This is a genomic window from Xanthomonas boreopolis, from assembly GCF_046529185.1.
Classification (GTDB): domain Bacteria; phylum Pseudomonadota; class Gammaproteobacteria; order Xanthomonadales; family Xanthomonadaceae; genus Pseudomonas_S; species Pseudomonas_S boreopolis.
Window position 1 is genome coordinate 3,384,776 of sequence record NZ_CP097162.1, and the last position, 23,025, is coordinate 3,407,800.

Genomic DNA, 23,025 nt, shown 5'->3' on the forward strand with positions numbered 1-23,025 from the left:
GTCGTTCTTAAATTTCGTGCAAAGGCCCGGAAGCAAAAAGTCGCTGGATTCCCGCCTTCGCGGGAATGACGAGCGAGGGATTCAAGCCGCCTGTGCGGACTCCAGGAAATCCTGGGCGAACCGCTGCAACACGCCGCCCGCCTCGTAGATCGAGACCTCTTCGTCCGAATCCAGCCGGCAGGTCACCGGCACCTGCACGGTGCCGCCGTCGGCGCGGTGCACCACCAGCGTCAGGTCGGCGCGCGGCCTGCGCTCGCCGACCACGTCGAAGGTCTCGGTGCCGTCCAGCGCCAGGGTCTTGCGGTCCGTGCCCGGCTTGAACTCCAGCGGCAGCACGCCCATGCCGATCAGGTTGGTGCGGTGGATGCGCTCGAAGCCCTCGGCCACGATCGCCTCCACGCCGGCCAGGCGCACGCCCTTGGCCGCCCAGTCGCGCGAGCTGCCCTGGCCGTAGTCGGCGCCGGCGACGATGATCAGCGGCTGCTTGCGCTGCATGTAGGTCTCGATCGCCTCCCACATGCGCATCACCTTGCCGTCCGGCTCCACGCGCGCCAGCGAGCCCTGCCTCACGCTGCCGTCCGGGTTGCGCACCATCTCGTTGAACAGCTTGGGGTTGGCGAAGGTGGCGCGCTGCGCGGTGAGGTGGTCGCCGCGGTGGGTGGCGTAGGAATTGAAGTCTTCCTCCGGCAGGCCCATCTTCGCCAGGTATTCGCCGGCGGCGCTGTCGGGCAGGATCGCGTTGGACGGCGAGAGGTGGTCGGTGGTGATGTTGTCGCCGAGCAGCGCCAGCGGCCGCATGCCGCGCAGCGTGCGCTCGCCGGCCAGCGCGCCTTCCCAGTACGGCGGGCGGCGGATGTAGGTGCTTTGCGGCCGCCAGGCGTACAGCGGGTCGACCTTGCCGCCATGCTCGACGCGCACGTCGAACATCGGCCCGTAGACGCGGCGGAACTGCTCCGGCTTGACCGAGGCCTTCACCACCGCCTCGATCTCCTCGTCGCTCGGCCACAGGTCCTTGAGCCGGACTTCATTGCCGTCCACGACCGCGAGCACGTCCTTCTCGATGTCGAAGCGGATCGTGCCGGCGATCGCGTAGGCCACCACCAGCGGCGGCGAGGCCAGGAACGCCTGCTTGGCATAGGGATGGATGCGGCCGTCGAAGTTGCGGTTGCCCGACAGCACCGCCACCGCGTACAGGTCGCGCTCGACGATCTCCTGCTGGATCGCCGGGTCGAGCGCGCCGCTCATGCCGTTGCAGGTCGTGCAGGCGAAGGCGACCACGCCGAAGCCGAGCTTCTCCAGTTCCTTCTCCAGGCCGGCCTCCTGCAGGTACAGCTGCACCGCGCGCGAACCCGGCGCCAGCGAGGTCTTCACCCAGGGCTTGCGCGCCAGGCCGAGCCGGTTGGCGTTGCGCGCCAGCAGGCCCGCGGCGATCACGTTGCGCGGATTGGAGGTGTTGGTGCAGCTGGTGATCGCGGCGATGATCACCGCGCCGTCCGGCATCAGGCCCTGCGCCTCCTGCGCGTGCGCCTGCTCCAGCCCGCTCGCGCTGGCGATGCCGCGCTCGGCGAGATCGCGCGTGGACACGCGCGCATGCGGGTTGGACGGGCCGGCCATGTTGCGGGTGACGCCGGACAGGTCGAAGCGCAGCACGCGCTCGTACTGCGCGGTCCGCAGCGCATCGGCCCACAGCCCGGCGGTCTTCGCGTAGGTCTCCACCAGCGCGACCTGCCTTTCCTCGCGCCCGGTCAGGCGCAGGTAGTCCAGCGTCTGTTCGTCGATGTAGAACATCGCCGCGGTCGCGCCGTACTCCGGGCACATGTTGGAGATCGTCGCGCGGTCGCCGATGGTCAGCGCCGCCGCGCCTTCGCCGAAGAATTCCAGGTACGCCCCGACCACCTTCTGCTTGCGCAGGAACTCGGTCAGCGCCAGCACGATGTCGGTGCAGGTGATGCCCGGGCCGGGCCTGCCGGCCAGCTCGACGCCGACGATGTCGGGCAGGCGCATCCACGAGGCGCGCCCGAGCATCACGTTCTCCGCCTCCAGCCCGCCGACGCCGATGGCGATCACGCCGAGCGCATCGACGTGCGGGGTATGGCTGTCGGTGCCGACGCAGGTGTCCGGGAACGCCACCCCGTCCTGCACGTAGACCACCGGGGACATCTTCTCCAGGTTGATCTGGTGCATGATCCCGTTGCCCGGCGGGATCACGTCCACGTTGCGGAACGCGTGGCGCGTCCACTCGATGAAATGGAACCGGTCCTCGTTGCGGCGGTCCTCGATCGCGCGGTTCTTGGCGAACGCGTCCGGGTCGTAGCCGCCGCACTCCACCGCCAGCGAGTGGTCGACGATCAGTTGCACCGGCACCACCGGATTCACCTGGGCGGGATCGCCGCCCTTGTCGGCGATCGCGTCGCGCAGGCCGGCCAGGTCCACCAGCGCGGTCTGGCCGAGGATGTCGTGGCAGACCACGCGCGCCGGGAACCACGGGAAATCCAGGTCGCGGCGGCGCTCGACCAGTTGCCCGAGCGCGTCGTCCAGCGTCGCCGGGTCGCAGCGGCGCACCAGGTTCTCGGCGAGCACGCGCGAGGTATAGGGCAGGCCGTCCCAGGCGCCGGGCCGGAGCGCATCGACGGCGGCGCGGGCATCGAAGTAGTCGAGCGAGGTGCCGGGGAGAGGTTTGCGGTAATCGGTGTTCATGGCTGGCCTGTGAGGGTCTGGGCTTGCTGGGCGGGCTTTCGCTCCTGAAAGCCGGCTGTGCGGCGCTGAAGCATGCAACCGGCTCGCAGCACTGCATGAAATCTGGCGACTCCCTTCCCCCGCCTGCTGGGGAAGGTGCCCGAAGGGCGGATGGGGGAGCTTTCCCTCACCCCAACCCCTCTCCCGCAGGCGGGAGAGGGGCTTTGTCTTCCGCGGACAGGAGACTGGCTGCGGGCCTCAGGCCCGCTTGTCGATCGGCACGAACTCGCGATCCTCCGGACCGGTGTAGTTCGCGCTCGGGCGGATGATCTTGCCGTCGATGCGCTGCTCGATGACGTGCGCGCTCCAGCCGGCGGTGCGCGCGATCACGAACAGCGGCGTGAACATCGCGGTCGGCACGCCCATCATGTGGTAGCTGACCGCGCTGAACCAGTCCAGGTTCGGGAACATCTTCTTGATGTCCCACATCACCGTCTCCAGGCGCTCGGCGATGTCGTACATCCGCATGTTCTTCTCTTCGGCCGAGAGCTGGCGCGCGACTTCCTTGATCACCTTGTTGCGCGGGTCGGACACCGTGTAGACCGGATGGCCGAAGCCGATGATGACTTCCTTGCGCTCCACCCGTGCCTTGATGTCGGCCTCGGCCTCGTCCGGCGTGTCGTAGCGCTTCTGCACCTCGAACGCGACCTCGTTGGCGCCGCCGTGCTTGGGCCCGCGCAGCGCGCCGATGCCGCCGGCGATGCAGCTGTACATGTCGCTGCCGGTGCCGGCGATCACGCGGCAGGCGAAGGTGGAGGCGTTGAACTCGTGCTCGGCGTACAGGATCAGCGAGGTGTGCATCGCGCGCACCCACGACTGGCGCGGCGGCTCGCCGTGCAGCAGGTGCAGGAAGTGCCCGCCGATCGAGTCGTCGTCGGTCTCCACGTCGATGGCGCGGCCGTTGTGGCTCCAGTGGTACCAGTACAGCAGCATCGAGCCGAGGCAGGCCATCAGCTTGTCGGCGATGTCGCGCGCACCCGGATGGTTGTGGTCGTCCTTCTCCGGCGACACGCAGCCGAGCACGGACACGCCGGTGCGCATCACGTCCATCGGGTGCGCCGACGGCGGCAGCTCCTCCAGCGCGGCCTTGACCGCGGCGGGGATGCCGCGCAGCGACTTCAGCTTGGCCTTGTAGCCGCGCAGCTCGGCTGCGTTGGGCAGCTTGCCGTGCACCAGCAGGTAGGCGATCTCCTCGAACTCGCTGGTGGTGGCCAGGTCGAGGATGTCGTAGCCGCGGTAGTGCAGGTCGTTGCCGCTGCGGCCGACCGTGCACAGCGCGGTGTTGCCGGCGGCGGTGCCCGACAGGGCGACGGATTTCTTCGGCTTGAAAGCGGTGGTGGTGGTCTCGCTCATTTCTGGTGTCCTCCCGTTGTGCTTTGGGCCCCTCTCCGGTCGGGAAAGGGGTTGGGGTGAGGGTGCGGCGGGGCCGAGTCGCGCCTCCGGATCCATCGGCAACGACGTGGCTGAACGCGTCGCCACGCGCCCGGATGGCGAACGATCCGAACATGTGCTCTACGATGGTTCATCTGGGCTGGCGCGTGGCGACGCGTTCTCCAATGCGATGGCTGGGGGTTCCCTGCGGCGCGGCGCTTCGCGCCACCTTCTCCCGGTGGAGAAGGAAGAACTCACTTGCCCGCGAACAATGCATCCAGCCGTTGTTCGAACGCGTGATAGCCGATGCGCTCGTACAGCTCCTCGCGGGTCTGCATCGCATCCACCACGTTCTTCTGGTGGCCGTCGCGCCGGATCGCGGCGTAGACGTTCTCGGCGGCCTTGTTGGCGGCGCGGAACGCCGACAGCGGGAACAGCTGGATCGCCACCCCGGCCGAGGCCAGTTCGTCGCGGCCGAACAGCGGGGTCTTGCCGAATTCGGTGATGTTGGCCAGCACCGGCACCTTCACCGCATCGACGAAGCGGCGGTAGGTGTCCAGGTCGTAGGCGGCCTCGGCGAAGATGCCGTCGGCACCGGCCTCGACGCAGGCGATGGCGCGCTCGATCGCCGCGTCCACGCCTTCCATCTGGATCGCATCGGTGCGCGCGATCAGGAAGAAGTCCGGATCGGTCTTGGCGTCGGCCGCGGCCTTGACCCGGTCGACCATCTCGCCCTTGGACACGATCTCCTTGCCTGGCCGGTGGCCGCAGCGCTTGGCGCCGACCTGGTCCTCGATATGGCAGGCGGCGGCGCCGGCCTTGATCAGGCTCTTGATGGTGCGCTCGATGTTGAACGCGCTCGGGCCGAAGCCGGTGTCGATGTCCACCAGCAGCGGCAAATCGCACACGTCGGTGATGCGGCGCACGTCGATCAGCACGTCTTCCAGCGTATTGATGCCCAGGTCGGGCAGGCCGAGCGAACCGGCCGCGACGCCGCCGCCGGACAGGTAGATCGCCCTGTAGCCGGCGCGCTGCGCCAGCAGGGCATGGTTGGCGTTGATCGCGCCGATCACCTGCAGCGGCGATTCGGCGGCGAGGGCGGCGCGGAAGCGGGCGCCGGCGGACGACGGGGTCATGGAAGGCTCCTGGCTGGGCGGGCAGGCCCCCACGGGCCGTTCCGCGATGGGAGCCAATGTGGCACCATCGGATCCGTTGATCAATCTTGATTCAATCAATCAACCTATCAACTGCCCATGCCTGCCCCGTCCGAGCGCGAACTGATCTCCGCCGCCGAAGCCTGCGACCTGCTGGGCATCAGCACCGCCACGCTGTACGCCTACGTCAGCCGCGGCCTGCTGACCTCGCGGCCCGGCCCGGACCACCGCAGCCGGGTCTACCTGCGCGCGGAGGTGGACCGGCTGGCCCAGCGCAAGCGGATCGGGCGCGGCGCCGCGCGCGGGGCGGCCCAGAGCCTGGATCGCGGCCTGCCGGTGCTGGAAACCCGCATCTCGCTGATCCGCCCGGACTCGCCCTACTACCGCGGCCGCCCGGCGGTGGCCGCGGTGCGCGAGGGCGCCACGCTGGAGGACATCGCCCGCCTGCTCTGGGAGTGCGAGGAGCAGGACCCGTTCGCCCTGCAGGCGCCGGCCCCCTGGCCGGCGCGGGTCGCCGCGCTGGCGCTGGACTCCGCGCTGCCGCCGCTGGAGCGCACGATGGCCTGCATCCCGCTGCTGGCGCTGGAACTGCGCCAGTCGCTCAACGCCGCCGCCCCGGTCAGGCGCGAGATCGCCGCGATGCTGTTGCGGCAGAACGCCGCCCTGCTGGTCGGGGTCGAGCCGGACACGCGCCCGGTCCACCGCCTGCTCGCCGACACCTGGCGTCCCGGCGACCGGGATTTCGCCGAACTGGTGCGCGCCGCGCTGGTGCTGTGCGCCGACCACGAACTCAACGTGTCGGCATTCGCCGCACGCGTGGTCGCCTCCACCGGCGCGCACCTGCACGCCACGGTGAGCGCCGGCCTGGCCGCGCTGTCGGGCCCGCGCCACGGCGGCGCCACTGCGCGCGCCTACGCCTTGTTGCGCGACGCGCAGGACGCCGACTTGCCGGCCGCCTTCATCGCCGAACGCTGGCAGCGCGGCGACGACCTGCCCGGCTTCAACCACCTGCTCTATCCCGACGGCGACCCGCGCGGCGCCGAAGTGCTGCGGCTGCTGCGCGAACTGCGCGGCGACACGCCGGCGATGCGGCACGTCGAAGCCGTGCTCGCCGCGGCGAAGGAAAGCAGCGGCCAGCACCCCAACATCGACTGCATGCTCGCGGCGATCTGCTTCGTCCACGACCTGCCCGCCGCGCATGCGCTGGTCATGTTCGCCACCGCCCGCCTCACCGGCTGGCTCGCGCACGCGCTCGAACAACAGGCGCTCGGCACCCTGATCCGCCCGCGGGCGCGCTATACCGGACTGGCGCCGGGCGGTGTCGATGGCACTTGAAGGCCTACGCGGCGTATAGCCACGGGCCCGGCCGTTTTCCGCGCCGCGGACTGAGCCTCGAAGACAACGTCGGCTTGCGTCCAGCCCGGATGCCTTGCGCAGGCGATATCGCAACCGCCGATCCGGGCCTCTCGCATCCGTTGCATCGCTCACGCCGCGATCCCCACGCGCCGGAACAAACCCTCCAGCGCCCCCATCCGATCGGATGCCACGATCGCGCCCACGTAGCCGTCGGGACGCACCAGCACCCAGTCGCCCGGCGCGACCGCGTAGGCCTCGGCGAAACGGCCGCTCTCGTCGAAGAGGTCGCCGTCCGGGCCGATCGCATGGACCCGCACGCCCGCGCGCGCCGGCACGGACGCGCGGTCCGCGCGATGGCCCAGCAGCGTCCAGTGCGGGCCGGCGAACAGGTCGAACAGGCGCCGCGGCTGCCCCGCCGCGCCGCGCAGCAGGGCATCGGGCGCACGGTCGCCCGCCTTCAATCCATGCCCGCGCCCGGGCGCTTCCACCGCCAGCGACGTCCCTGCGTAGCCGATGTCGAGCTGCTTCACTTCCCGGCCGCGCTGGTGGCCGCCGCGCTTGGCGTCTTCCAGCAACCGGGTGGACAGGCCGAGCATGTCGCTCGCGATCGGCCTGCGCTCTTCCTCGTAGCTGTCGAGCAGGCCGTCAGGCGCGCCGCCCAGCACGGCGGCGAGCTTCCAGCCCAGGTTGTAGGCGTCCTGGATGCTGGTGTTGAGCCCCTGCCCGCCGGTCGGCGGGTGGGTGTGGGCGGCATCGCCGGCAAGGAATACCCGGCCCTGGCGATAGCGATCGGCCAGGCGCGCGTTCATGGCATAGGCCGATGCCCAGGACACCGATTCGATCCGGATATCGGCGCGGCCGGTACGCTCGGCGATCATCGCGTTCAGGCCCGCCGCGGAAAGATCGGCCTCGCCTTCGGGCGGGATCGGCGCCTGCAACTGGAACATGTCGGTTCCCGCCAGCGGGCATAGCGAGAGCATCCTGTCCATCGACTCCGCGCCGAACTGATGCCACGCGTCGCGGTCGAGCCCGACCAGGTGCATGTCCGCCACGATCGCGCGAACGCCGAGCGTCTTGCCGGGAAAGGCGATCCCCAATGCATTCCGCACGAAACTGCGGCCGCCATCGCTGCCGACGAGGTAGCGGGCGCGGATGCGGTGCTCCTTGCCCTCGCCCGCGACCGTTGCGGTCACTCCGCCTGCGTCCTGCTGCAGGCCGACCAGTTCCAGGCCATAGCCCGGGCGATGGCCGAGTTCGGCGAGCCGTTCGGCCATCACGGTCTCGGTGAGGAACTGCGGCACCATCAACGGCATCTGGTACGGCTCTTCCGGCGTCGCGGGCGCCCAGGCCGCGACATCCGAATCGACATGGCCGCCTTGCGCCAGATAGGTCCGGTGCGGCGGGTATGCGCCGCCGACCGCGACGAGGCGATCGATGATCCCCATGTCCTCGAAGATCTCCTGCGTCCTCGGCTGGATGCCCTTGCCCCGCGACCCCGGAAACGGGCCCTCCCTCTTCTCGATCAGCCGGAACGACACGCCGCGCCTTGCCAGTTCGATGGCGAGGGCCAGGCCGGCCGCGCCGGCACCACAGACCAGAACATCCACGCTCGATTCCACGACATCCTCCAATATGTGTAATATGCACATTCAAAGGAGCATGCTATGGCGCACCCAAAGAAAGTGCAAGATACACATATTTCGGCCGCCCGCCTCAAGCAGCTGCACGGCGCGATGCTCAGCATCGTCAGCGTGATGAACCGGCCGCGCAACGACGAGCGGCTGATCGAGAAGGCCGGCATCAAGCTCGACCAGGCGCTGTTCCGGCTGCTGGTGGTCATCGAGCGGCTGGGGCCGATCGGCGTGGTCGAACTGGCCGACCGCCTCGGGCGCGACTACACGACGATCAGCCGGCAAGTGACCAAGCTGGAAGGCATGGGCCTGGTGCTGCGCTCGGAGAACGCGCGCGACCGCCGCATGCGCGAGGCGGTGGTATCGCCCGCCGGCAAGGCGATGACCGACCAGATCGATGCGGCGCGCGAGCAGATGGGCCGCGAGATATTCAAGACCTGGGAACCGGAGGACCTGGACGACCTGGTCCGGCTGATGCGCAGATTCGCGGACGCACTCGAAGCGCTCGAGCGCTGAAGCGGTCCACGCGTCGATCGAACGACAAGGGCGCCGGCGCATACGGCGGCGCCCCGCCGGCACAAAAAAGATCCGCGCACATGGATGCGCTGCCCTTGTGAGGGGCCCACAAAAAAGCCGGCTGCGGAGCCGGCTTTCCTTGCTGCGAACCACCTTGGAACCCAGGTGTCGTATTGGTGGGCGGTGCAGGGATCGAACCTGCGACCCTTGCCGTGTGAAGGCGAAAGGGCAATGAAATAGCTGTTCCGCATGTTGTCTAACCTATTGGTAGACAAGGAAAAATGGCTTGACTTCTGCAATGGCTGTCATTTAGTGTTTTCCGTACCGCGTCCGTACGGAAGCCACCATGCCGAAGATCAACACCCTCGCTGCCCGCAAGAAACTGGCGCCCCGCCGCGAGCCCTACTGGGGCGAGCCGATCGCCAAGGGGCTGTTCCTGGGCTTCCGCGCACTCGACGCGAACGGCAACGGCACTTGGGTCGCGCGCTACCGCGTAGACGGCGCGCAGCGTTACCGCGCGCTGGGCTCGACGGAGCTAGTCGAGTTCGAGGCCGCGCTCGACGAAGCGCGCGCCTTCAAGAAGGCCGAGGATGCGGGAGTGCGCGGGCAGGGCATCGACACCGTTGCCGACGCCTGCCGCGACTACGTGGCCGCGCTACGGAAGGAAGGCCGCGAATCCGCGGCGCTCGACGCCGAGCGGCGCTTCGAGCGGACCATCTATCACGACCGGATCGGCACGGTCGCCCTTTCGAAGTTGCGCGAGCGCGACGTGGAGTCGTGGTTCGAGCGCGTGCAGCAGGGCAAGCTGGGCAAGCTCCCGCCGACCAAGGGGCGGCCGCCCGAGCACAAGCCCCTGGCCAAGGCCACGGCGAACCGCATGCGGACGCCGCTTGTGGCGGCCCTGAATCGCGCGGTGACGCGTCGGTATGTTGCCCCCGAGCGGGCCATCGAGTGGGAGAGCGTGAAGCCGCACAAGGACGCCGGGGCGCGGCGCGAGCTGTACCTCGACCTCGACCAGCGCCGCGCCCTCCTGGAGCACGCGGGGGCGGACGTGCGCGACCTGATGGAGTGCATCATTCTGACGGGATGCCGCCCCGGCGATCCCGCCGCCGTGCTGCGGAAGGATTACGACGCGCGGCACGGTACGGTGACCTTCCGCACCAAGGGGCACACCCGCACGGTCCCGCTCTCACCGCCGGCCAAGGCGCTGTTCGACCGGCTGGCCAAGGGCAAGCTGCCCCGGGCGCCGATGTTCACGAATGCAGGCGCGCCGTGGCAACCCCACGACTGGCGCCAACCGGTGAAGGATGCGGCCGCGGCGGCCGGGCTGCCTGATTCGGTTGTCCTGTACACCCTGCGGCACGGCTGGATCACTGACGCGATCGTGGGCGGGATGGATTTGCTCACGGTGGCCAAGCTCGCCGGCACGTCGCTGGCGATGATCGAAAAGCACTACGGGCACCTGGTGCACGGAGCCGCGCGCGAGAAGCTGGCCGCGGTGCAAATGCTCTAGTTCAAGCGCCGCCCGGTGGGCCAACACCGGGCGACTTCCACCACCGTTCCACAGGAGAACGATCATGGCAACGAAGAACGATACCACCGCCCACGCTGATGCCCTGGCCGAGGTCGGCTGCAAACTGGACGACGCGCGCGTCGTGCTCGACTTCATGACCGACATGCAGGAAGTCGACATCGCGGACGATCCGAAGAAGATCCTGTCTGCCGCGATGACGGCCTTCCGCCTGGTCTGTGATGCGGCGGACGGGCTGCGCGCTGTAGAGTCGGGGACGTGAGCGCCTCTCCATGTGAATCAATGGCTTGCGGATGCTCGTCGGGGGTGTAGTTGACAACCACTGCCGCGTCGGCTACGGTTTTCCACGATCCGGAGCAACGCCCGGAGAAAACGAACCCGGCCTAGCGCCGGGTTTTTTTGTGCCCACCGAAAGCCTCGCGCCGCTCACCCGGCCGGGGCTTTCTGCGTTTCAGGAGCTTGAACATGGGAAAGCCCGTTGACGCCTTGGCCTACTCGCCGAGGCAGGCCGCCGAGGTTCTCGGCTGCAGCCGCCCCTTCATCTACACGCTGATCGACGAGGGCGAGATTCGCCCGTTCAAGATCAAGGCCCGGACCTTCATCGCCCGGTCGGAGCTCGAGGCGTTCGTCGAGCGCAACCTGGCCAAGCAGCAGGAGGCCGCGTGATGGTCGCCGCCTTCCGTCCCATGTCGCCCATGGAGCCGCAGCTGACGGCCGCACAGGAAGCACGCGGCTGGGCCGTCCTGGACGCGCTGGACGCGGCCAAGGCCGCCGGCGACGACCGGGCGAAGATCGACGCCATCGGCGCCTTCATGGACTGGCAATTTGCCGTTGGCCTCCTGACGCGCGAGCGGTGGCGCAAGCTGGCCGCCCCGCACCTGTTGGACGCGATCGGTGTGGCCGACACCACCGTCGAGGGCCGAGTCCGCCTGCAGAAGATGCGCGACGCGGCCGTCGAGGCGCTCAACGGCGACGACTACGAGGAGCGCACGTCGGCGGCGCTGTTCATCCTGTGTGTCGACGGTGTGCAGAATCCGCGCCGGCGTGAGGAACGGCGCCAGCGCCAGCTGGCCGCACGCAACGGCGTGGCTTTCGTGGCCGAGAACATGTGGCCGTGCCTGGAATCGGGCCATTGGGCGCCCGAGGACGTGGAAGGCCAGCTGATCGACGCCGTGGAAATGCTCGACGCCCTCATCGATGCACACGAGGGGGACGCAGACCGATGACCAACCCCCAGATGCGCGAACGCCCGGCGGGCACCGGGCGGACGCAAGACAGTGAAGCGGGCGGCTTCGGGATCCAGCCTAGCGCGGGGGCAGGCGCCATGCAAGTCGCCTACAGCCGCGGCTCCCGCGCCACCGACAACACGCCAGAGCAGCGCACCGCGGACACGTTCGCGCAGTTCCTGGACGCCATCGCAGGCGACCGGGGCACCGGCAAGGGGCAGCAATACATCTGCGCCCCTGTCGGCATCGCGCCGGATGATGAGCTGCACCGGGGGCGTGAATCGTTCGCCCGCGCCATCGGCCAGCCGCACCGCTGCAAGGAGTGCGTGCTGCCGGTGGATTGGCTGGGCCTGGACGCAGATGACGGCAAGGACGGCTGCGCCGACCTGACGCCCGAATCGTTCGCGGCCCTGGTGGGCATCGTCGGCAAGTATTCCGGCATCGTGTACACCACGGCATCGCACGCGCCCGACAAGCCGCGGTGCCGCATCGTGCTCGAGCTTGACCAGGCGGCGCCGCGTGCCGAGCGCATCCGCGCATCGCAGGCCATCCGCGCGCGCATCGACGCGGACATGGAGGCGGCGGGCTACGGCAAGGTGCCGTGGGATGAAGCGTGCGACCGGCCGGAACAGATGCTGTACCTGCCCGTCACCAAGTCGGACGTGTACCGCCTGGAGGGCTCCGCCCTATGCCTTGCCGAGCTGCTGGCCGAGGTGCCGCCGGAAGCTACCCAGGAGCCGCAGGAGGCGCCCCAGGGGCCGCCCGTGAGCGAGCCTACCGCCTATGCCCTGCGGGCGCTGGAATCGGCCGCGCGGGCTGTCCGCAACGCCCCGCCCGGCGACCGGAACAAGATCGTCAACGCCGAGGCGCACGGCTTGGGCGGGTTCGTCCCGACCGGCCAGCTTTCGCGGGCGGTGATCGAAGCAACCCTGCTGGCCGAAACTGCCGCTTGGAACCCGCCCGACGTCACGCCAGACAAGACCCGGGCCACGATTCAGGCCGGCATCGCGTCGGGCATGGCCAAGCCGCGCAGCGATGGCATGCCGCCCCGGCCCGTTGATGCGTCGGGCGTCATGGCGAAGGTCAAGGGCGAGACGCCCCCCGGCGAGCTGCGCCTGGTGCCGCTGGCCGGGTTCATGGCCAAGCCGGTTCCCGAGCATCCGCACGTCATGGAGAGCTATTACCCGCGCCGCGTGGTGACGCTGCTGGGCGGGCATGGTGGCGTGGGCAAGACCACCTTGGCGCTGACGCACGCCGCACACATCGCCGCAGGGCGGCCGTGGGGGCCGTTCGACGTGGTGCAGGGCCGCGTGGTGTTCCTGTCGTTCGAGGATGAAGGCGCGGACATCATGCGTTCGCTGCAGGACGTGGTGAACGTGTGCGCGCTGCCGCCGGGCGAAATCGAGCGCAACTTCGTCCTGTTTGACGGGACCGATGGCGAGTCCGAGCTGGCGGTGGAATCGAGCGAGGGTGGCGCCACGCGCCTGGAGTTCACCGACATGATGCGCAAGGCGGAGGAAGCCGCCGCCGGCGCGGATATCGTGTTCATCGATAACGCATCGGACACCTTCGGCGGCAATGAGAACGTGCGCCGGCAGGTCAAGGCGTTCATCCGCGCGCTTGCCCGCCGCATCGCCCGCGGCAATAACGCGGCCGTGGTCCTGCTGGCCCATATCGACAAGCAGGCCGCCAAGGGCAACGCCCACGGCAACAGCTACAGCGGCAGCACCGCATGGCACAACGGCGCACGCTCGCGCCTGGCGCTGCTGGAATCGGAAGACGGTATCGAGCTGGTGCACGAAAAAGCGCGCTGGGGACGCAAGGCCGATCCCATCGCCCTGCAGCGGGTACAGGGTGGCATCCTGAAGCCGGTGGCAGCCGAGCAAGCGGCGGCCGCCAAGGCGAACGCACAGGCCGTCATGGTGCGCGCAGACGCCAAGGACGTGTTGGCCGTCATCCGGGCGGCCGTGGATGCGGACCTGACCATCCCGGTGGCCCGCACCGGGCAGCGCACCACCTGGCATGCGCTGTGTGAGATGCCCGAGATGCCCGAAGCCCTGCGCACGAAACGCGAGGGCAAGCCGCGCGTGGAGGCGGCGATCACCGCCCTGGAGCGCGAGGGCGCAATCGTTCGGGAGGAGTACCGGAACCCGAGCCGGCGGGTGGCCATGCGTTGGACATTAGCGCAGGAACAGGCCGCGGAGGCGGCGTGACTGTGTGTGCGTCTCTCCCCCCATACCCCCCTTGCGCATTAGCGCGCGCAGGGGACTGCGCTAATGCAGGCAGGCGGATTAGCTGCATTGGCGCAGATTGGCGCATTAGCGCAGCGGGCCGGGGGGCCGTCCGCGTCCGCAAGGCGGGGTCGCTAAAAAAGCACCCCGGCTTTTTCGAAAGACTAGCACCCATGCCCTCACACGGCAAGGGTTCTTTACACAGAAACCGCATATTTCCTGCATTTGCAGCGAGATAGCGCCTCCGTACGGACGCAGGTACGGAATCCACCCCCCAAAACCACGAGGATTCACCCCATGACCAACCTCCCCGAGACCACCACCGAAGCCCTGCAGGCGGAGATCGACGCGCTGCGCGCCAAGAACGCGGAGCTGCTGGCCGAGCTCAAGGCCGCGAAGGCGAAGGCCACGGACGCCCAGGCGGCGCTGGAAGCCGCGCAGGGCGAGCGTGACGCCGCCCTGGCGGACGTGCGCGCCCTGCGGCTGGATCAGCCTGTAGCGGCCGTACTGGATGACGTGGCGGTGGATGGCGAGCTGTTCGGCCAGCTGTTCGCCAGGCACTACCAGTTCGCGCTGGGCGACGACGGCCGCGTGATCATCCTGGACGCCAAGGGCGAGCCGGCGATGGTGCGCGAGCCCGACACCGTGGTCACCGGCGGCAACAAGGGCGGCCGCCCGGAAGAGCGCCGCACGCCCGGCAAGGTGCGCCCGGCGACGTTCACCGCCGGCGACGTGCGGCTGCTGGCCGAGGGCACGCCCGACGCGGAGCGGTTCGTCCGGCTCTATGCCGTCCGCGCCAACGGCGGCGGCGGCCCGGGCCCGGGCTATCGCGACCTGTCGCCCACCGGTCCGGCCGGCAAGCCCGAAGCACAGCCCGCGCCGTCGCCCTTCGGTCTGCGCTAAGCGGCTGTTTCCCTTGACTTTTCGCCCCGTTTCGCGTACCGTTTCGGGCGTGGACACCGCCGGTCCCCGTGGGGCCGGCGCACACGCCACAGGCAATACGCCCTAGTGGGGCACCCGACGCAGGCCGTGCCGCGTCCGATCCGATCCCCTGTCCCCACTAGGAGCTGCCGTCATGGCAACCGTTCGCCTTTCCGATGTCGTCGTCCCCGACGAATTCACCCAGTACGTCACCGAGAACACCGCCGAGAAGTCCGCGCTCGTCCAGTCGGGCCTCATGGTCCGCAATGCCCGCATCGAGCAGCAGCTCACCGCCGGCGCCGATTCCTTCACCGTCCCGACCTGGCTCGACCTCGGCAACGAGGAAGCCAACATCGTCAACGACGACCCCGACGTCGAGTCGACGCCCAACAAGCTGGGGGCCGACTCCTACCGCGTCCGCAAGGCGTATCTGCACCAGAGCTGGTCGGCCATGAACATGGCCAGCGAGCTGGCGGGCTCGAGCGCCCTGCAGCGCATCCAGGACCGCGTGACCGCCTACTGGACCCGCCAGCTGCAGCGCCGCCTGGTCGCGTCGCTACGCGGCGTGCTGGCCCGCAACGTCGCGGCCAACGCCGGCGACATGGTGGTCGACATCACCGGCGAGGGCGGCGACGCGGCCAAGTTCAGTGCGGCGGGCGTGATCGACGCGGCGCACACGCTGGGCGATGCCCTGCGCGACGTGACCGCGATCGCGATGCACTCCGACGTCTACGCGGCCGCGCTCAAGCGCGACCTGATCCAGACCATCCCCGACTCGGCTGGCGGCTTCATCCAGACGTTCCGCGGCCTGGCGCTGATCGTCGACGACGGCATGCCCAAGGACAACATCGCGGCCGATCCGGAAGAGGATCCGGCGGTGTGGGCGTACACGTCCGTCCTGTTCAAGCCCGGCGCGATCGCCTACGGCATCACCGCCCCGCGCGAGGCGGACGGCACCGAGATCGAGAGCCGCCCGGCCAAGGGCAACGGCGGCGGCCAGCAGATCCTGCACAGCCGCAACAACCTGGCGATCCACCCGGCCGGCTTCTCGTTCGTCGACGGCGCTGGCGTGGGCGTGAGCCCGTCGATCGCGGACCTGGCCGCCGCGGCCAACTGGGACCGCGTGAGCGAGCGCAAGCACGTGGGCCTGGCGTTCCTGCGCCACAAGCTCTAACCGCTTTGCCCGGCGGTGGGGCTGCGGTCGGGGAGTTCGCAGCCTTGCCGCCGGGCACTTTTGAGGAGGCGAGGCGATGAGCCGCGAGACCGGAACAATCACCCGATGGAACGATGGCGCGGGCGTCATTCGTTCCGACCACATGCCCGGTGCCACCGGCGACGTGACGTTCACCGCCGCCAACGTGATCGCGGGCGAGCCGCGCGCCGGTGCCCGCTGTGCCTTCACCCTGAAAGGCCCGCCGGGCGAGCGTTGGGCGCTGGCCGTGAGGGTGTGGCCGTGCTGACGCCGGGCGTTGACACCTACGCGACCACCGCCGAGCTGCAGGCCCGCGCTGCCGAGTACGGGGGCACCTTGCCGCCCGACACCGAGGCCCAAGAAGTGCTGTTGCGGCGTGCTGCCGAGGCCATGAACGCCTGGGCGTGGGTGGGCCGGCCGGTGTCGGCCGAGCAGCCGCTGGCGTGGCCCCGTGCGGACGTGCCGGGCGTGGCGTGCGATGCCGTCCCGATGGCGGTGAAGCAGGCGCAATGCGCGCTGGCTATCGAGATCCACGCCGACGACCTGGACCCGCCGGAGGCCCGCCGCGGCCCTGTGGTGCGCGAGAAGGTCGACGCGCTGGAGGTGGCCTATGCGGAGCCGCCCGCGGCCCGCAGGCGCCGCCCTGCGTCGCTTGTGCTGGCGGCCCCGTACCTGCGCCCGGCGCGCGTGCAGGCGGTGCGGACATGACCAAGCCCCTACCATCACCCGAGAAGCCCCCGCGCGGCACCGCCGACAAGCTCCGCCGCTGGGCCGCCGATGGCACGCCCCAGAAGGTCATGGCCCGGCGCCTGGGCGTCGGCGTGGCCAAGCTCAAGCAGTGGCTGGAAGAGCACGAGGGCCTGCAGGCAGCCTATGACGAGGGCGTCGAGGAAGAGCACCAGATGCTCCTGGCGTCCCTGCGCGCGCACATGGCCTCGTCGCCCACGCCGGCCATCTTCCTGCTGAAAGCCCGCCACGGCTACCGCGAGGGCGACCAGACCGGGCAGGCCAACAAGGTGCAGGTGACGTTCAACCTGCCGGGCGCCGCGCCGCGTGAGCAGTGGTTGCAGGCGCGTGTGATCGAGCCGGAGAAACTCCCCCATGACGATTGAGCTCAACGACTTCCAGACCGCCGCGATGGCGGTGCCGGAAGAGTTCGACCTGTTCATGGGCGGCGGCCGCGGCGGCGGCAAGTCCTACGCCCTGGCGTTGCTCGCCCTGCGCCACGTCGCGCAGTACGGCCAGCGCGCGCGCATCCTGTACATCCGCCGCAGCTACAAGGGCCTGGCGGACTTCGAGCAGGTGTGCCGCGAGGTGTTCGGCCTCGTGTACGGCACCGATGCCCGCTACAACGCCAGCGAGCACCTGTGGCGCTTCCCGTGCGGGGCGATCATGGAGCTGGGCCAGCTCGAGCACGGCGCCGATTACGCCAAGTACCAGGGGCGTTCCTTCACCTTGCTCATGGTCGACGAGGCCGGGCAATTCCCCGATCCGGGCATGCTGGACATGCTGCGCTCCAACCTGCGCGGCCCAAAGGACATCCCCGTCCGCATGGTCATGGCCGCCAACCCCGGCGGCGTGGGCCATCACTGGCTGGCGCACCGCTACGCCCTGCGCGCTCCGGCGTGGACCCCGTTTGTGGAGCCGAAGAGCAAGCGCGAGTGGGTCTATGCCCCGTCCACGTTCGCCGGCAACCGGTTCATTGACCGGGAGCAGTACCGCGACCAGCTCGAGGCCGCGTGCCCGGATGACCCGGAGCTGTTGCGCGCGTGGGTCGACGGCGACTGGGCGGTGAACCGCGGCGCCTACTTCGCCAGCGTCCTGGACGAAAAGCGCAACATGGTCGAGCCGTGGGGCGAGATCCCCGAGGGCTGGGCCACCTACCTGGCGCACGACTTCGGATCGTCGGCCCCGTCCGTCACCTACGTCTGCGCGCGCTCGCCGGGCGGGCGCGAGGGCACCGTGGGCGGGCGCTACTACCCGCGCAACTCCATCGTCCTGGTCGACGAGCTGGCGACCAACAAGCGCGACAACCTGACCGCCGGGCTTGGCTGGACCGTCCCGGAGCTGGCCGAGAACATCAAGGGGCTGTGCCGGCGGTGGAAGATCCCCGCGCAGGGCGTGGCGGACGATGCGTGCTTCGCCAAGGCCGGCCACGGTGCGGGCTCCATCGCCGACGAGTTCCGGCAGTGCGGCGTGCGCTTCATCCCGGCGCGCAAGGCCGATCGGCTCACCGGCTGGAACCGGATGCGCAAACTGCTGGCGAACGCCGGCAAGCCGGACATGGCCGGCCTCTACGTGTCGAGCGATTGCCGCTACTGGTGGGCGACCGTCCCGTACCTGGCGCGAGACGACAGGAAGATCGAGGACGTGGACAGCAGCGGCCCCGATCACGCGGCCGATGCGTGCCGCTATGGGTGCCTGCGCGTCGAGATGGCCACGTCGATCAGGCTGGGCTTCGCGGCGTGATTCCGTATTGGCGTCCGTACACGTACCGCAAAGCTAGGCCGGACAAAGAAAAACCCCTGAAAAATCAGGGGTTTATCGTGGTGGGCGGTGCAGGGATCGAACCTGCGACCCTTGCCGTGTGAAGGCAATGCTCTACCGCTGAGCTAACCGCCCGGTGTGTCGCGAGCCGCGCATTATATAGGAGCCACGGCGCGCGTCAACGGTCCTATAGGGTGTAGGTCGGTTTCTCGGAATTGAGCAACCCGGCCAGCAGCGTCTCGATCCGGTTGCGGATCGTTTCGCCTTCCTGCTCGTCCGGCAATTGCACGCCGATGCCGGCGGCGCGGTTGCCCTGCGCCCCCACGGGCGTGGTCCACACCACCTTGCCGGCCACCGGCAGGCGCTCGCTGGATTCGGGCAGCGTCAGCAGCAGGAACACCTCGTCGCCGAGGAAGTAGCGCTTGGGCGTCGGCACGAAGATGCCGCCGTTCTTCACGAACGGCATGTAGGCGCCGTACAGCGCCATCTTGTCCTTGACCGCCAACGACAGGATCCCCTGGCGCCCGCTCGTCGCACTCATGCACTCCCCTCTTTCCGGACGGCGCGATCCCCATCGCGCCAGGCAAGCAGCAGTTCGGTCACCGCGAGGTCCGCGCGCACGGTGGTGCGCAGCAGTTCGCGCGTCCTGTTGGCGGCATCGAACCAGGCGGCCAGCTTGTGCAAACGCGCTGGATCGGTCAAGCCGGAAGAGGCTTGCGCCAGCACGAGGTCGGCGGCGTGCGCGAGGCGCTGCTCGGCCTGCTCGTCGCCGGTCCAGCGCAGCGCGACCTCCACCGGGCCGGCGCGGCCCGCGCCGAGCTGCTCCAGGTCCGCGGCCACCTGACGGCGCAATTCCAGCCCGTTGCCGCGCAGCCACTCGGCGGCCAGCCCCGGATGGCCGCGCGCGGCGTCCAGCGCCTGGCGCGCCTCGGGCTCGGCGAATCCCTGCGCCAGCAGCCAGGCCAGCGCCTCGTGCGCGGGCGGCAGCTTGAACTCCAGGCGCTGGCAGCGGCTGCGGATCGTCGCCGGCAACCGCGCCGGATGCGCGCTGACCAGCCACAGGTAGCGGCCGGGCGCCGGTTCTTCCAGCGTCTTCAGCAACGCGTTGCAGGCCGCGCGGTTGATCGCGTCGGCCGGATCGATGACCACCACCTGCGCGATGCCGTATTGCGGCGTCAGTGCGAGCTTCTGCGAGACCTCGCGCACCTGCTCGATGACGATCTCGGTGCGCAGCTTGTCGCCGGTGCGGTTCGGGATGAACGACACCAGTTGCAGGTCCGGATGGGTACCGGCGGCGATCAGCTGCGCGGCGCGCTGGTTCGCCGCCGCATCCACGCCCTGCGAGAGCACGTGCTCGGCCAGTTTCAGCGCGACCTCGCGCTTGCCCAGCCCGGCCGGACCGCAGATCAGCATGCCGTGCCCGAGGCGGCCGGCGTCGAGCGCGGCCACGGCCTGGTCGAAGGCGCGCTGCTGCCACGGCGAGAAGGCGCTCATCCGGCCTGGCCCTGTACGAAGCGCGACACCGCCTCGGCGACGTCGCGCGCCACCTCCAGCGGCGACTGCCCGGCATCGATCACCGCGAAGCGATCCGGATGCTCCATCGCGCGCTGGCGGAATCCCGCGCGCACGCGCTCGAAGAAGTCGTCGTGCTCGCTCTCGATGCGGTCCGGCCACAGGTCGCGGCCGGTGGTGCGGGCGCGGCCGACCTTGACGTCCAGGTCGAGCAGCAAGGTCATGCCCGGCTCGATCCCGACTGCGCGCCGCTCCAGTTCGGCGATCCAGCCGCGCTCCAGGCCGCGGCCCTCGCCCTGGTAGGCGTAGCTGGAATCGGTGAAGCGGTCGCTGACCACGAACGCGCCGCGCTGCAGCGCCGGCCGGATCACCTCGCGCACGTGCTGGGCGCGCGCGGCGAACACCAGCAGCAGTTCGGCCTCCGGCCACAGCGGCTCGGCGCCCTCGTGCCGGTCGAGCAGCAGGCCGCGGATGCGCTCGGCCAGCGGCGTGCCGCCGGGCTCGCGGGTCAGTACGACCTCGTGGCCGTGGCGGGCGAGCCAGTCGCGGATCGCGTTGATCGCGGTGGTCTTGCCGGCGCCCTCGCCGCCTTCGAGGCTGATGAAGCGTGGATGTCGGAGCAATGCGGGACTCATGGCTTGGCCGCCTCGGCGGGCGGCGGCTGGCGCAGGCGCTGCAGGTAGCGCGCGACCGCGGCCGTGTGTTGGTCGTAGGTCTCGGAGAACACGTGTGCGCCGCTGCCGTCGCCCACCGCGACGAAGTACAGCGACGCGCCGTCGGCCGGCCGGACCGCGGCCAGCAGCGCGTCGCGGCCGGGCATAGCGATCGGCGTCGGCGGCAGGCCGGCGCGGGTGTAGGTGTTGTAGGGCGTATCGGTTTCCAGGTCGCGCTTGCGGATGTTGCCGTCGTAGGCGCTGCCGAGTCCGTAGATCACGCTGGGATCGGTCTGCAGCCTCATGCCCAGCTTGAGGCGGCGCGCGAACACGCCGGCGATCTGCGGCCGTTCCGCGGCCAGGCCGGTTTCCTTCTCGACGATCGAGGCCAGTACCAGCGCCTGGTCCGGCGTCTGCAGCGGCAGGTCGGGGGCGCGTTGCCGCCAGGCCGCGTCCAGCGCCTTCTGCATCGCCGCGTGCGCGCGGCGCAACACGTCCAGGTCGGAATCGCCGCGCTGGTACAGGTAGGTCTCCGGCAGGAAGCGTCCTTCCGGGTGCTGGCCGGGGAAACCGAGCCTGGCCATCAGCGCGGCATCGTCCAGGTCGCGGGTTTCGTGCCGCAGCGGCTCGGCGGCGTTCAGCGCGGCGCGCACCTGGCGGATGTTCCAGCCCTCGACCAGGGTGATGCGGTACTGGATCACCTTGCCCTGGCGCATCCGCAGCAGCAGCTCGCGCGGCGACAGCGGCGGCGACAAGGCGTACTCGCCGACCTTCAGCTTGCCCGCGGCATCGACCTGGCGGGCCAGCAGTTGCCATTCGAGGTCGGAACCTGCCTCCACTCCGGCCTCGCGCAGCTTGCGCAACACGCTCTTCAGCGAATCGCCCGGGGCCACCACCACGCTCGGCTGCGCCGCCTGCACCGGCCGCGCCGCGAAAGCCTCGTAGCGCTGCCACAGCCATGCCGCCGCCCCGGCGCACAGCAGCGCCAGCGCCAGCAGCGCCGCCGCCACGGCGAGACATCCTCGTTTGCCACCTGCCGCCACAGCCACCTCGTCAGCACGTCCACGGCGCGCAGGATACCGTGTCGCCGCTCATTCCCGCCCCAGGGCCCGCAGCAGCCCGCGCGCCTTGGCCCGGGTCTCGTCCAGCTCGCGCTCGGGGACCGAGTCGACCACGATCCCGGCGCCGGTGCGGAAGCGCACGCGCGTTCCGTCCACCTCGGCGGTACGGATCAGGATGTTCAGGTCCAGGTCGCCGTCGCGGTTCAGCCAGCCGAACGCGCCGGTGTAGGCGCCGCGCGCCTCCTGCTCCAGCTCGGCGATGATCTGCATGCAGCGCACCTTGGGGCAGCCGGTGATGGTCCCGCCCGGGAACACCGCGCGGATCACCTCGCCCGGGGTCGTGCCGGCGCGCAGGCGGCCGCGCACGTTGCTGACGATGTGGTGCACGTGCGCATAGCTCTCCACCGTCATCAGCTCGTCGACCTCGACCGTGCCCGGCGCGCACACCCGGCCCAGGTCGTTGCGCTCCAGGTCGATCAGCATCACGTGTTCGGCGCGCTCCTTGGGATGGCCGACCAGCTCGCGGATGCGCGCGACCTCGTCGTCGCCGGGAGAGCGCGGACGGGTGCCGGCGATCGGCCGGGTCTCCACCACGTCGCCGCGCACCGACACCAGCCGCTCCGGCGACGAACTGACCACCGCGCGCTCCTGGGCGACGAACAGCCCGGCGAACGGCGCGGGGTTGGCCGCGCGCAGGCGCGCGTGCAGCGCCGCCGGCTCGAGCGGCCGCTCGAAGCGCGCCTCCCACTTGCGCGAGATGTTGGCCTGGAACACGTCGCCCGCGCGCAGGTAGTCGAGCACCCGCTCGACGCCGGCGGTGAAGCGCCCGGGAGCGTCTTCCTCGACCGCCACGGGCGGCGTCCAGTCCGGCAACGCCGGCAAGGCCTTCGCCGGCTCGAGGTCGGCGACGATGCGCTCGATCAGCTCCGCGCGGCCCGCCTCGGCCACTGCGAAACAGGTGCCGTCGTTCCGGTCGCGCAACAACGCGGCCGGGCAGCGCAGCGCCAGCGCCGCGGGCCTTGCGTCGGCGCGCGCCGGCAGCGCCAGCACCGGTTCCACCTGAGCCGCCAGTTCGTAATCCAGCAGCAGCGCCCAGCCGCCGCGGAACGGGGGCGCACCGGGCGTGGCCGGCGCGGCGAGGCGCTCGGCCCGCCAGGCGGCGTCCAGCGCCTCCAGGAAATCGCCCGCGATCGCTCCGCCTTGCAGGTCGCGCACCCGGCCGTCGCCGCCCAGCCGCATGCCGGTGCCGTCGCCCACCAGCAACAGGTCCCAGCGTCCGTGCGCGGTGCCGGACGCGGTGGACTCGAACAAGGCCGGATAGCGCTGCGGCGCGAGCCGGTGCAGCGCCAGCAGATCGATGTCCGCATGCAGGGGTCTGATCAGCGTCATCGGTCAGGGTTCACGACGGGAGATACGACGGTATTCCTTCTCCCTTCGGGAGAAGCCG

The 23,025-nt window shown here is 70.0% G+C and carries 22 protein-coding genes and 1 tRNA gene; 13 read left to right on the forward strand and 10 right to left on the reverse strand.

Going from position 1 to position 23,025, the window contains the following annotated elements; translation table 11 throughout:
• Positions 1–81: 81 nt before the first annotated feature.
• From acnD to prpB, 3 genes are all read right to left on the reverse strand, one after another.
• On the reverse strand, positions 82–2,697 hold the full coding sequence (acnD, locus tag M3M27_RS15150; RefSeq protein ID WP_434026169.1) for a Fe/S-dependent 2-methylisocitrate dehydratase AcnD: 2,616 nt from the start codon (positions 2,695–2,697) through the stop codon (positions 82–84).
• A 237-nt stretch (positions 2,698–2,934) separates the two neighbouring features.
• Complete coding sequence (gene prpC / locus M3M27_RS15155; RefSeq protein WP_434026170.1) at positions 2,935–4,089, reverse strand: bifunctional 2-methylcitrate synthase/citrate synthase; 1,155 nt, start codon at positions 4,087–4,089, stop codon at positions 2,935–2,937.
• A gap of 272 nt (positions 4,090–4,361) precedes the next feature.
• A complete protein-coding gene (gene prpB, locus M3M27_RS15160; protein ID WP_140723235.1) occupies positions 4,362–5,243 on the reverse strand; it encodes a methylisocitrate lyase in 882 nt (293 codons plus the stop codon).
• Positions 5,244–5,360: 117 nt separating this feature from the next.
• On the opposite strand from prpB, the gene M3M27_RS15165 reads away from it, so the two are divergent.
• Positions 5,361–6,596: a citrate/2-methylcitrate synthase gene (locus M3M27_RS15165; RefSeq protein ID WP_434026171.1), complete on the forward strand. Its 1,236-nt coding sequence runs from the start codon at positions 5,361–5,363 to the stop codon at positions 6,594–6,596.
• Positions 6,597–6,745: 149 nt separating this feature from the next.
• On the opposite strand, the gene M3M27_RS15170 is transcribed toward M3M27_RS15165, so the two are convergent.
• Positions 6,746–8,224 (reverse strand): FAD-dependent oxidoreductase, encoded by a 1,479-nt coding sequence (locus M3M27_RS15170; RefSeq protein WP_434026172.1) that lies wholly within the window; start codon positions 8,222–8,224, stop codon positions 6,746–6,748.
• A 75-nt stretch (positions 8,225–8,299) separates the two neighbouring features.
• Between M3M27_RS15170 and M3M27_RS15175 the strand changes: the two genes are divergently transcribed.
• The 12 genes from M3M27_RS15175 to M3M27_RS15230 all read left to right on the forward strand — a co-directional run bounded on the left by M3M27_RS15175 (position 8,300) and on the right by M3M27_RS15230 (position 18,334).
• Positions 8,300–8,764 (forward strand): MarR family winged helix-turn-helix transcriptional regulator, encoded by a 465-nt coding sequence (locus M3M27_RS15175; RefSeq protein WP_256661915.1) that lies wholly within the window; start codon positions 8,300–8,302, stop codon positions 8,762–8,764.
• Positions 8,765–9,110: 346 nt separating this feature from the next.
• The gene (locus M3M27_RS15180) at positions 9,111–10,277 is read left to right on the forward strand and encodes a tyrosine-type recombinase/integrase (RefSeq protein ID WP_434026174.1); all 1,167 of its coding nucleotides are present in this window, start codon (positions 9,111–9,113) and stop codon (positions 10,275–10,277) included.
• Between the two features lie 64 nt (positions 10,278–10,341).
• A complete protein-coding gene (locus M3M27_RS15185) occupies positions 10,342–10,557 on the forward strand; it encodes a hypothetical protein (protein ID WP_434026175.1) in 216 nt (71 codons plus the stop codon).
• Positions 10,558–10,760: 203 nt separating this feature from the next.
• Positions 10,761–10,961 (forward strand): helix-turn-helix domain-containing protein, encoded by a 201-nt coding sequence (locus tag M3M27_RS15190; protein ID WP_434026176.1) that lies wholly within the window; start codon positions 10,761–10,763, stop codon positions 10,959–10,961.
• The gene (locus M3M27_RS15195) at positions 10,961–11,521 is read left to right on the forward strand and encodes a hypothetical protein (RefSeq protein WP_434026177.1); all 561 of its coding nucleotides are present in this window, start codon (positions 10,961–10,963) and stop codon (positions 11,519–11,521) included. The genes M3M27_RS15190 and M3M27_RS15195 overlap by 1 nt, the downstream gene beginning before the upstream one ends.
• Complete coding sequence (locus tag M3M27_RS15200) at positions 11,518–13,734, forward strand: AAA family ATPase (RefSeq protein WP_434026178.1); 2,217 nt, start codon at positions 11,518–11,520, stop codon at positions 13,732–13,734. Before M3M27_RS15195 ends, M3M27_RS15200 begins: the two co-directional genes overlap by 4 nt.
• A gap of 315 nt (positions 13,735–14,049) precedes the next feature.
• Positions 14,050–14,655, forward strand: a complete 606-nt coding sequence (locus M3M27_RS15205; protein WP_434026179.1) for a hypothetical protein — start codon at positions 14,050–14,052, stop codon at positions 14,653–14,655.
• Between the two features lie 172 nt (positions 14,656–14,827).
• The gene (locus M3M27_RS15210; protein WP_434026181.1) at positions 14,828–15,847 is read left to right on the forward strand and encodes a hypothetical protein; all 1,020 of its coding nucleotides are present in this window, start codon (positions 14,828–14,830) and stop codon (positions 15,845–15,847) included.
• 76 nt (positions 15,848–15,923) lie between these two features.
• Complete coding sequence (locus M3M27_RS15215) at positions 15,924–16,133, forward strand: hypothetical protein (protein WP_434026182.1); 210 nt, start codon at positions 15,924–15,926, stop codon at positions 16,131–16,133.
• Positions 16,127–16,573 carry a DnaT-like ssDNA-binding protein gene (locus M3M27_RS15220; protein ID WP_434026183.1) on the forward strand — a complete coding sequence of 149 codons (447 nt, stop codon included), beginning with the start codon at positions 16,127–16,129 and terminating at the stop codon, positions 16,571–16,573. The genes M3M27_RS15215 and M3M27_RS15220 overlap by 7 nt, the downstream gene beginning before the upstream one ends.
• A complete protein-coding gene (locus M3M27_RS15225) occupies positions 16,570–16,977 on the forward strand; it encodes a hypothetical protein (protein WP_434026184.1) in 408 nt (135 codons plus the stop codon). The genes M3M27_RS15220 and M3M27_RS15225 overlap by 4 nt, the downstream gene beginning before the upstream one ends.
• Complete coding sequence (locus tag M3M27_RS15230) at positions 16,967–18,334, forward strand: phage terminase large subunit (protein ID WP_434026185.1); 1,368 nt, start codon at positions 16,967–16,969, stop codon at positions 18,332–18,334. The genes M3M27_RS15225 and M3M27_RS15230 overlap by 11 nt, the downstream gene beginning before the upstream one ends.
• 78 nt (positions 18,335–18,412) lie before the next feature.
• Here the strand turns inward: M3M27_RS15230 and M3M27_RS15235 are convergent.
• From M3M27_RS15235 to M3M27_RS15260, 6 genes are all read right to left on the reverse strand, one after another.
• A tRNA-Val gene (locus M3M27_RS15235) sits at positions 18,413–18,487 on the reverse strand.
• A 52-nt stretch (positions 18,488–18,539) separates the two neighbouring features.
• Positions 18,540–18,893: a PilZ domain-containing protein gene (locus M3M27_RS15240; RefSeq protein ID WP_434026186.1), complete on the reverse strand. Its 354-nt coding sequence runs from the start codon at positions 18,891–18,893 to the stop codon at positions 18,540–18,542.
• Positions 18,890–19,846, reverse strand: coding sequence for a DNA polymerase III subunit delta' (locus M3M27_RS15245; RefSeq protein ID WP_434026187.1), 957 nt, complete (start codon positions 19,844–19,846; stop codon positions 18,890–18,892). Before M3M27_RS15245 ends, M3M27_RS15240 begins: the two co-directional genes overlap by 4 nt.
• Complete coding sequence (gene tmk, locus M3M27_RS15250; RefSeq protein WP_434026188.1) at positions 19,843–20,499, reverse strand: dTMP kinase; 657 nt, start codon at positions 20,497–20,499, stop codon at positions 19,843–19,845. Before tmk ends, M3M27_RS15245 begins: the two co-directional genes overlap by 4 nt.
• The gene (gene mltG / locus M3M27_RS15255) at positions 20,496–21,566 is read right to left on the reverse strand and encodes an endolytic transglycosylase MltG (protein ID WP_434026189.1); all 1,071 of its coding nucleotides are present in this window, start codon (positions 21,564–21,566) and stop codon (positions 20,496–20,498) included. The genes tmk and mltG overlap by 4 nt, the downstream gene beginning before the upstream one ends.
• Before the next feature lie 42 nt (positions 21,567–21,608).
• Entirely contained in the window at positions 21,609–22,967 is a 1,359-nt protein-coding gene (locus M3M27_RS15260) for an aminodeoxychorismate synthase component I (RefSeq protein ID WP_434026190.1), read from the reverse strand.
• Positions 22,968–23,025: the final 58 nt, after the last annotated feature.

What these genes read in the sequence shown, in the direction of transcription:
- acnD (WP_434026169.1), bottom strand. Translation starts at nt 2,697, where the DNA reads ATGAACACCGATTACCGCAAACCTCTCCCCGGCACCTCGCTCGACTAC.
- prpC (WP_434026170.1), bottom strand. Translation starts at nt 4,089, where the DNA reads ATGAGCGAGACCACCACCACCGCTTTCAAGCCGAAGAAATCCGTCGCC.
- prpB (WP_140723235.1), bottom strand. Translation starts at nt 5,243, where the DNA reads ATGACCCCGTCGTCCGCCGGCGCCCGCTTCCGCGCCGCCCTCGCCGCC.
- M3M27_RS15165 (WP_434026171.1), top strand. Translation starts at nt 5,361, where the DNA reads ATGCCTGCCCCGTCCGAGCGCGAACTGATCTCCGCCGCCGAAGCCTGC.
- M3M27_RS15180 (WP_434026174.1), top strand. Translation starts at nt 9,111, where the DNA reads ATGCCGAAGATCAACACCCTCGCTGCCCGCAAGAAACTGGCGCCCCGC.
- M3M27_RS15185 (WP_434026175.1), top strand. Translation starts at nt 10,342, where the DNA reads ATGGCAACGAAGAACGATACCACCGCCCACGCTGATGCCCTGGCCGAG.
- M3M27_RS15190 (WP_434026176.1), top strand. Translation starts at nt 10,761, where the DNA reads ATGGGAAAGCCCGTTGACGCCTTGGCCTACTCGCCGAGGCAGGCCGCC.
- M3M27_RS15195 (WP_434026177.1), top strand. Translation starts at nt 10,961, where the DNA reads ATGGTCGCCGCCTTCCGTCCCATGTCGCCCATGGAGCCGCAGCTGACG.
- M3M27_RS15200 (WP_434026178.1), top strand. Translation starts at nt 11,518, where the DNA reads ATGACCAACCCCCAGATGCGCGAACGCCCGGCGGGCACCGGGCGGACG.
- M3M27_RS15205 (WP_434026179.1), top strand. Translation starts at nt 14,050, where the DNA reads ATGACCAACCTCCCCGAGACCACCACCGAAGCCCTGCAGGCGGAGATC.
- M3M27_RS15210 (WP_434026181.1), top strand. Translation starts at nt 14,828, where the DNA reads ATGGCAACCGTTCGCCTTTCCGATGTCGTCGTCCCCGACGAATTCACC.
- M3M27_RS15215 (WP_434026182.1), top strand. Translation starts at nt 15,924, where the DNA reads ATGAGCCGCGAGACCGGAACAATCACCCGATGGAACGATGGCGCGGGC.
- M3M27_RS15225 (WP_434026184.1), top strand. Translation starts at nt 16,570, where the DNA reads ATGACCAAGCCCCTACCATCACCCGAGAAGCCCCCGCGCGGCACCGCC.
- M3M27_RS15230 (WP_434026185.1), top strand. Translation starts at nt 16,967, where the DNA reads ATGACGATTGAGCTCAACGACTTCCAGACCGCCGCGATGGCGGTGCCG.
- M3M27_RS15240 (WP_434026186.1), bottom strand. Translation starts at nt 18,893, where the DNA reads ATGAGTGCGACGAGCGGGCGCCAGGGGATCCTGTCGTTGGCGGTCAAG.
- M3M27_RS15245 (WP_434026187.1), bottom strand. Translation starts at nt 19,846, where the DNA reads ATGAGCGCCTTCTCGCCGTGGCAGCAGCGCGCCTTCGACCAGGCCGTG.
- tmk (WP_434026188.1), bottom strand. Translation starts at nt 20,499, where the DNA reads ATGAGTCCCGCATTGCTCCGACATCCACGCTTCATCAGCCTCGAAGGC.
- M3M27_RS15260 (WP_434026190.1), bottom strand. Translation starts at nt 22,967, where the DNA reads ATGACGCTGATCAGACCCCTGCATGCGGACATCGATCTGCTGGCGCTG.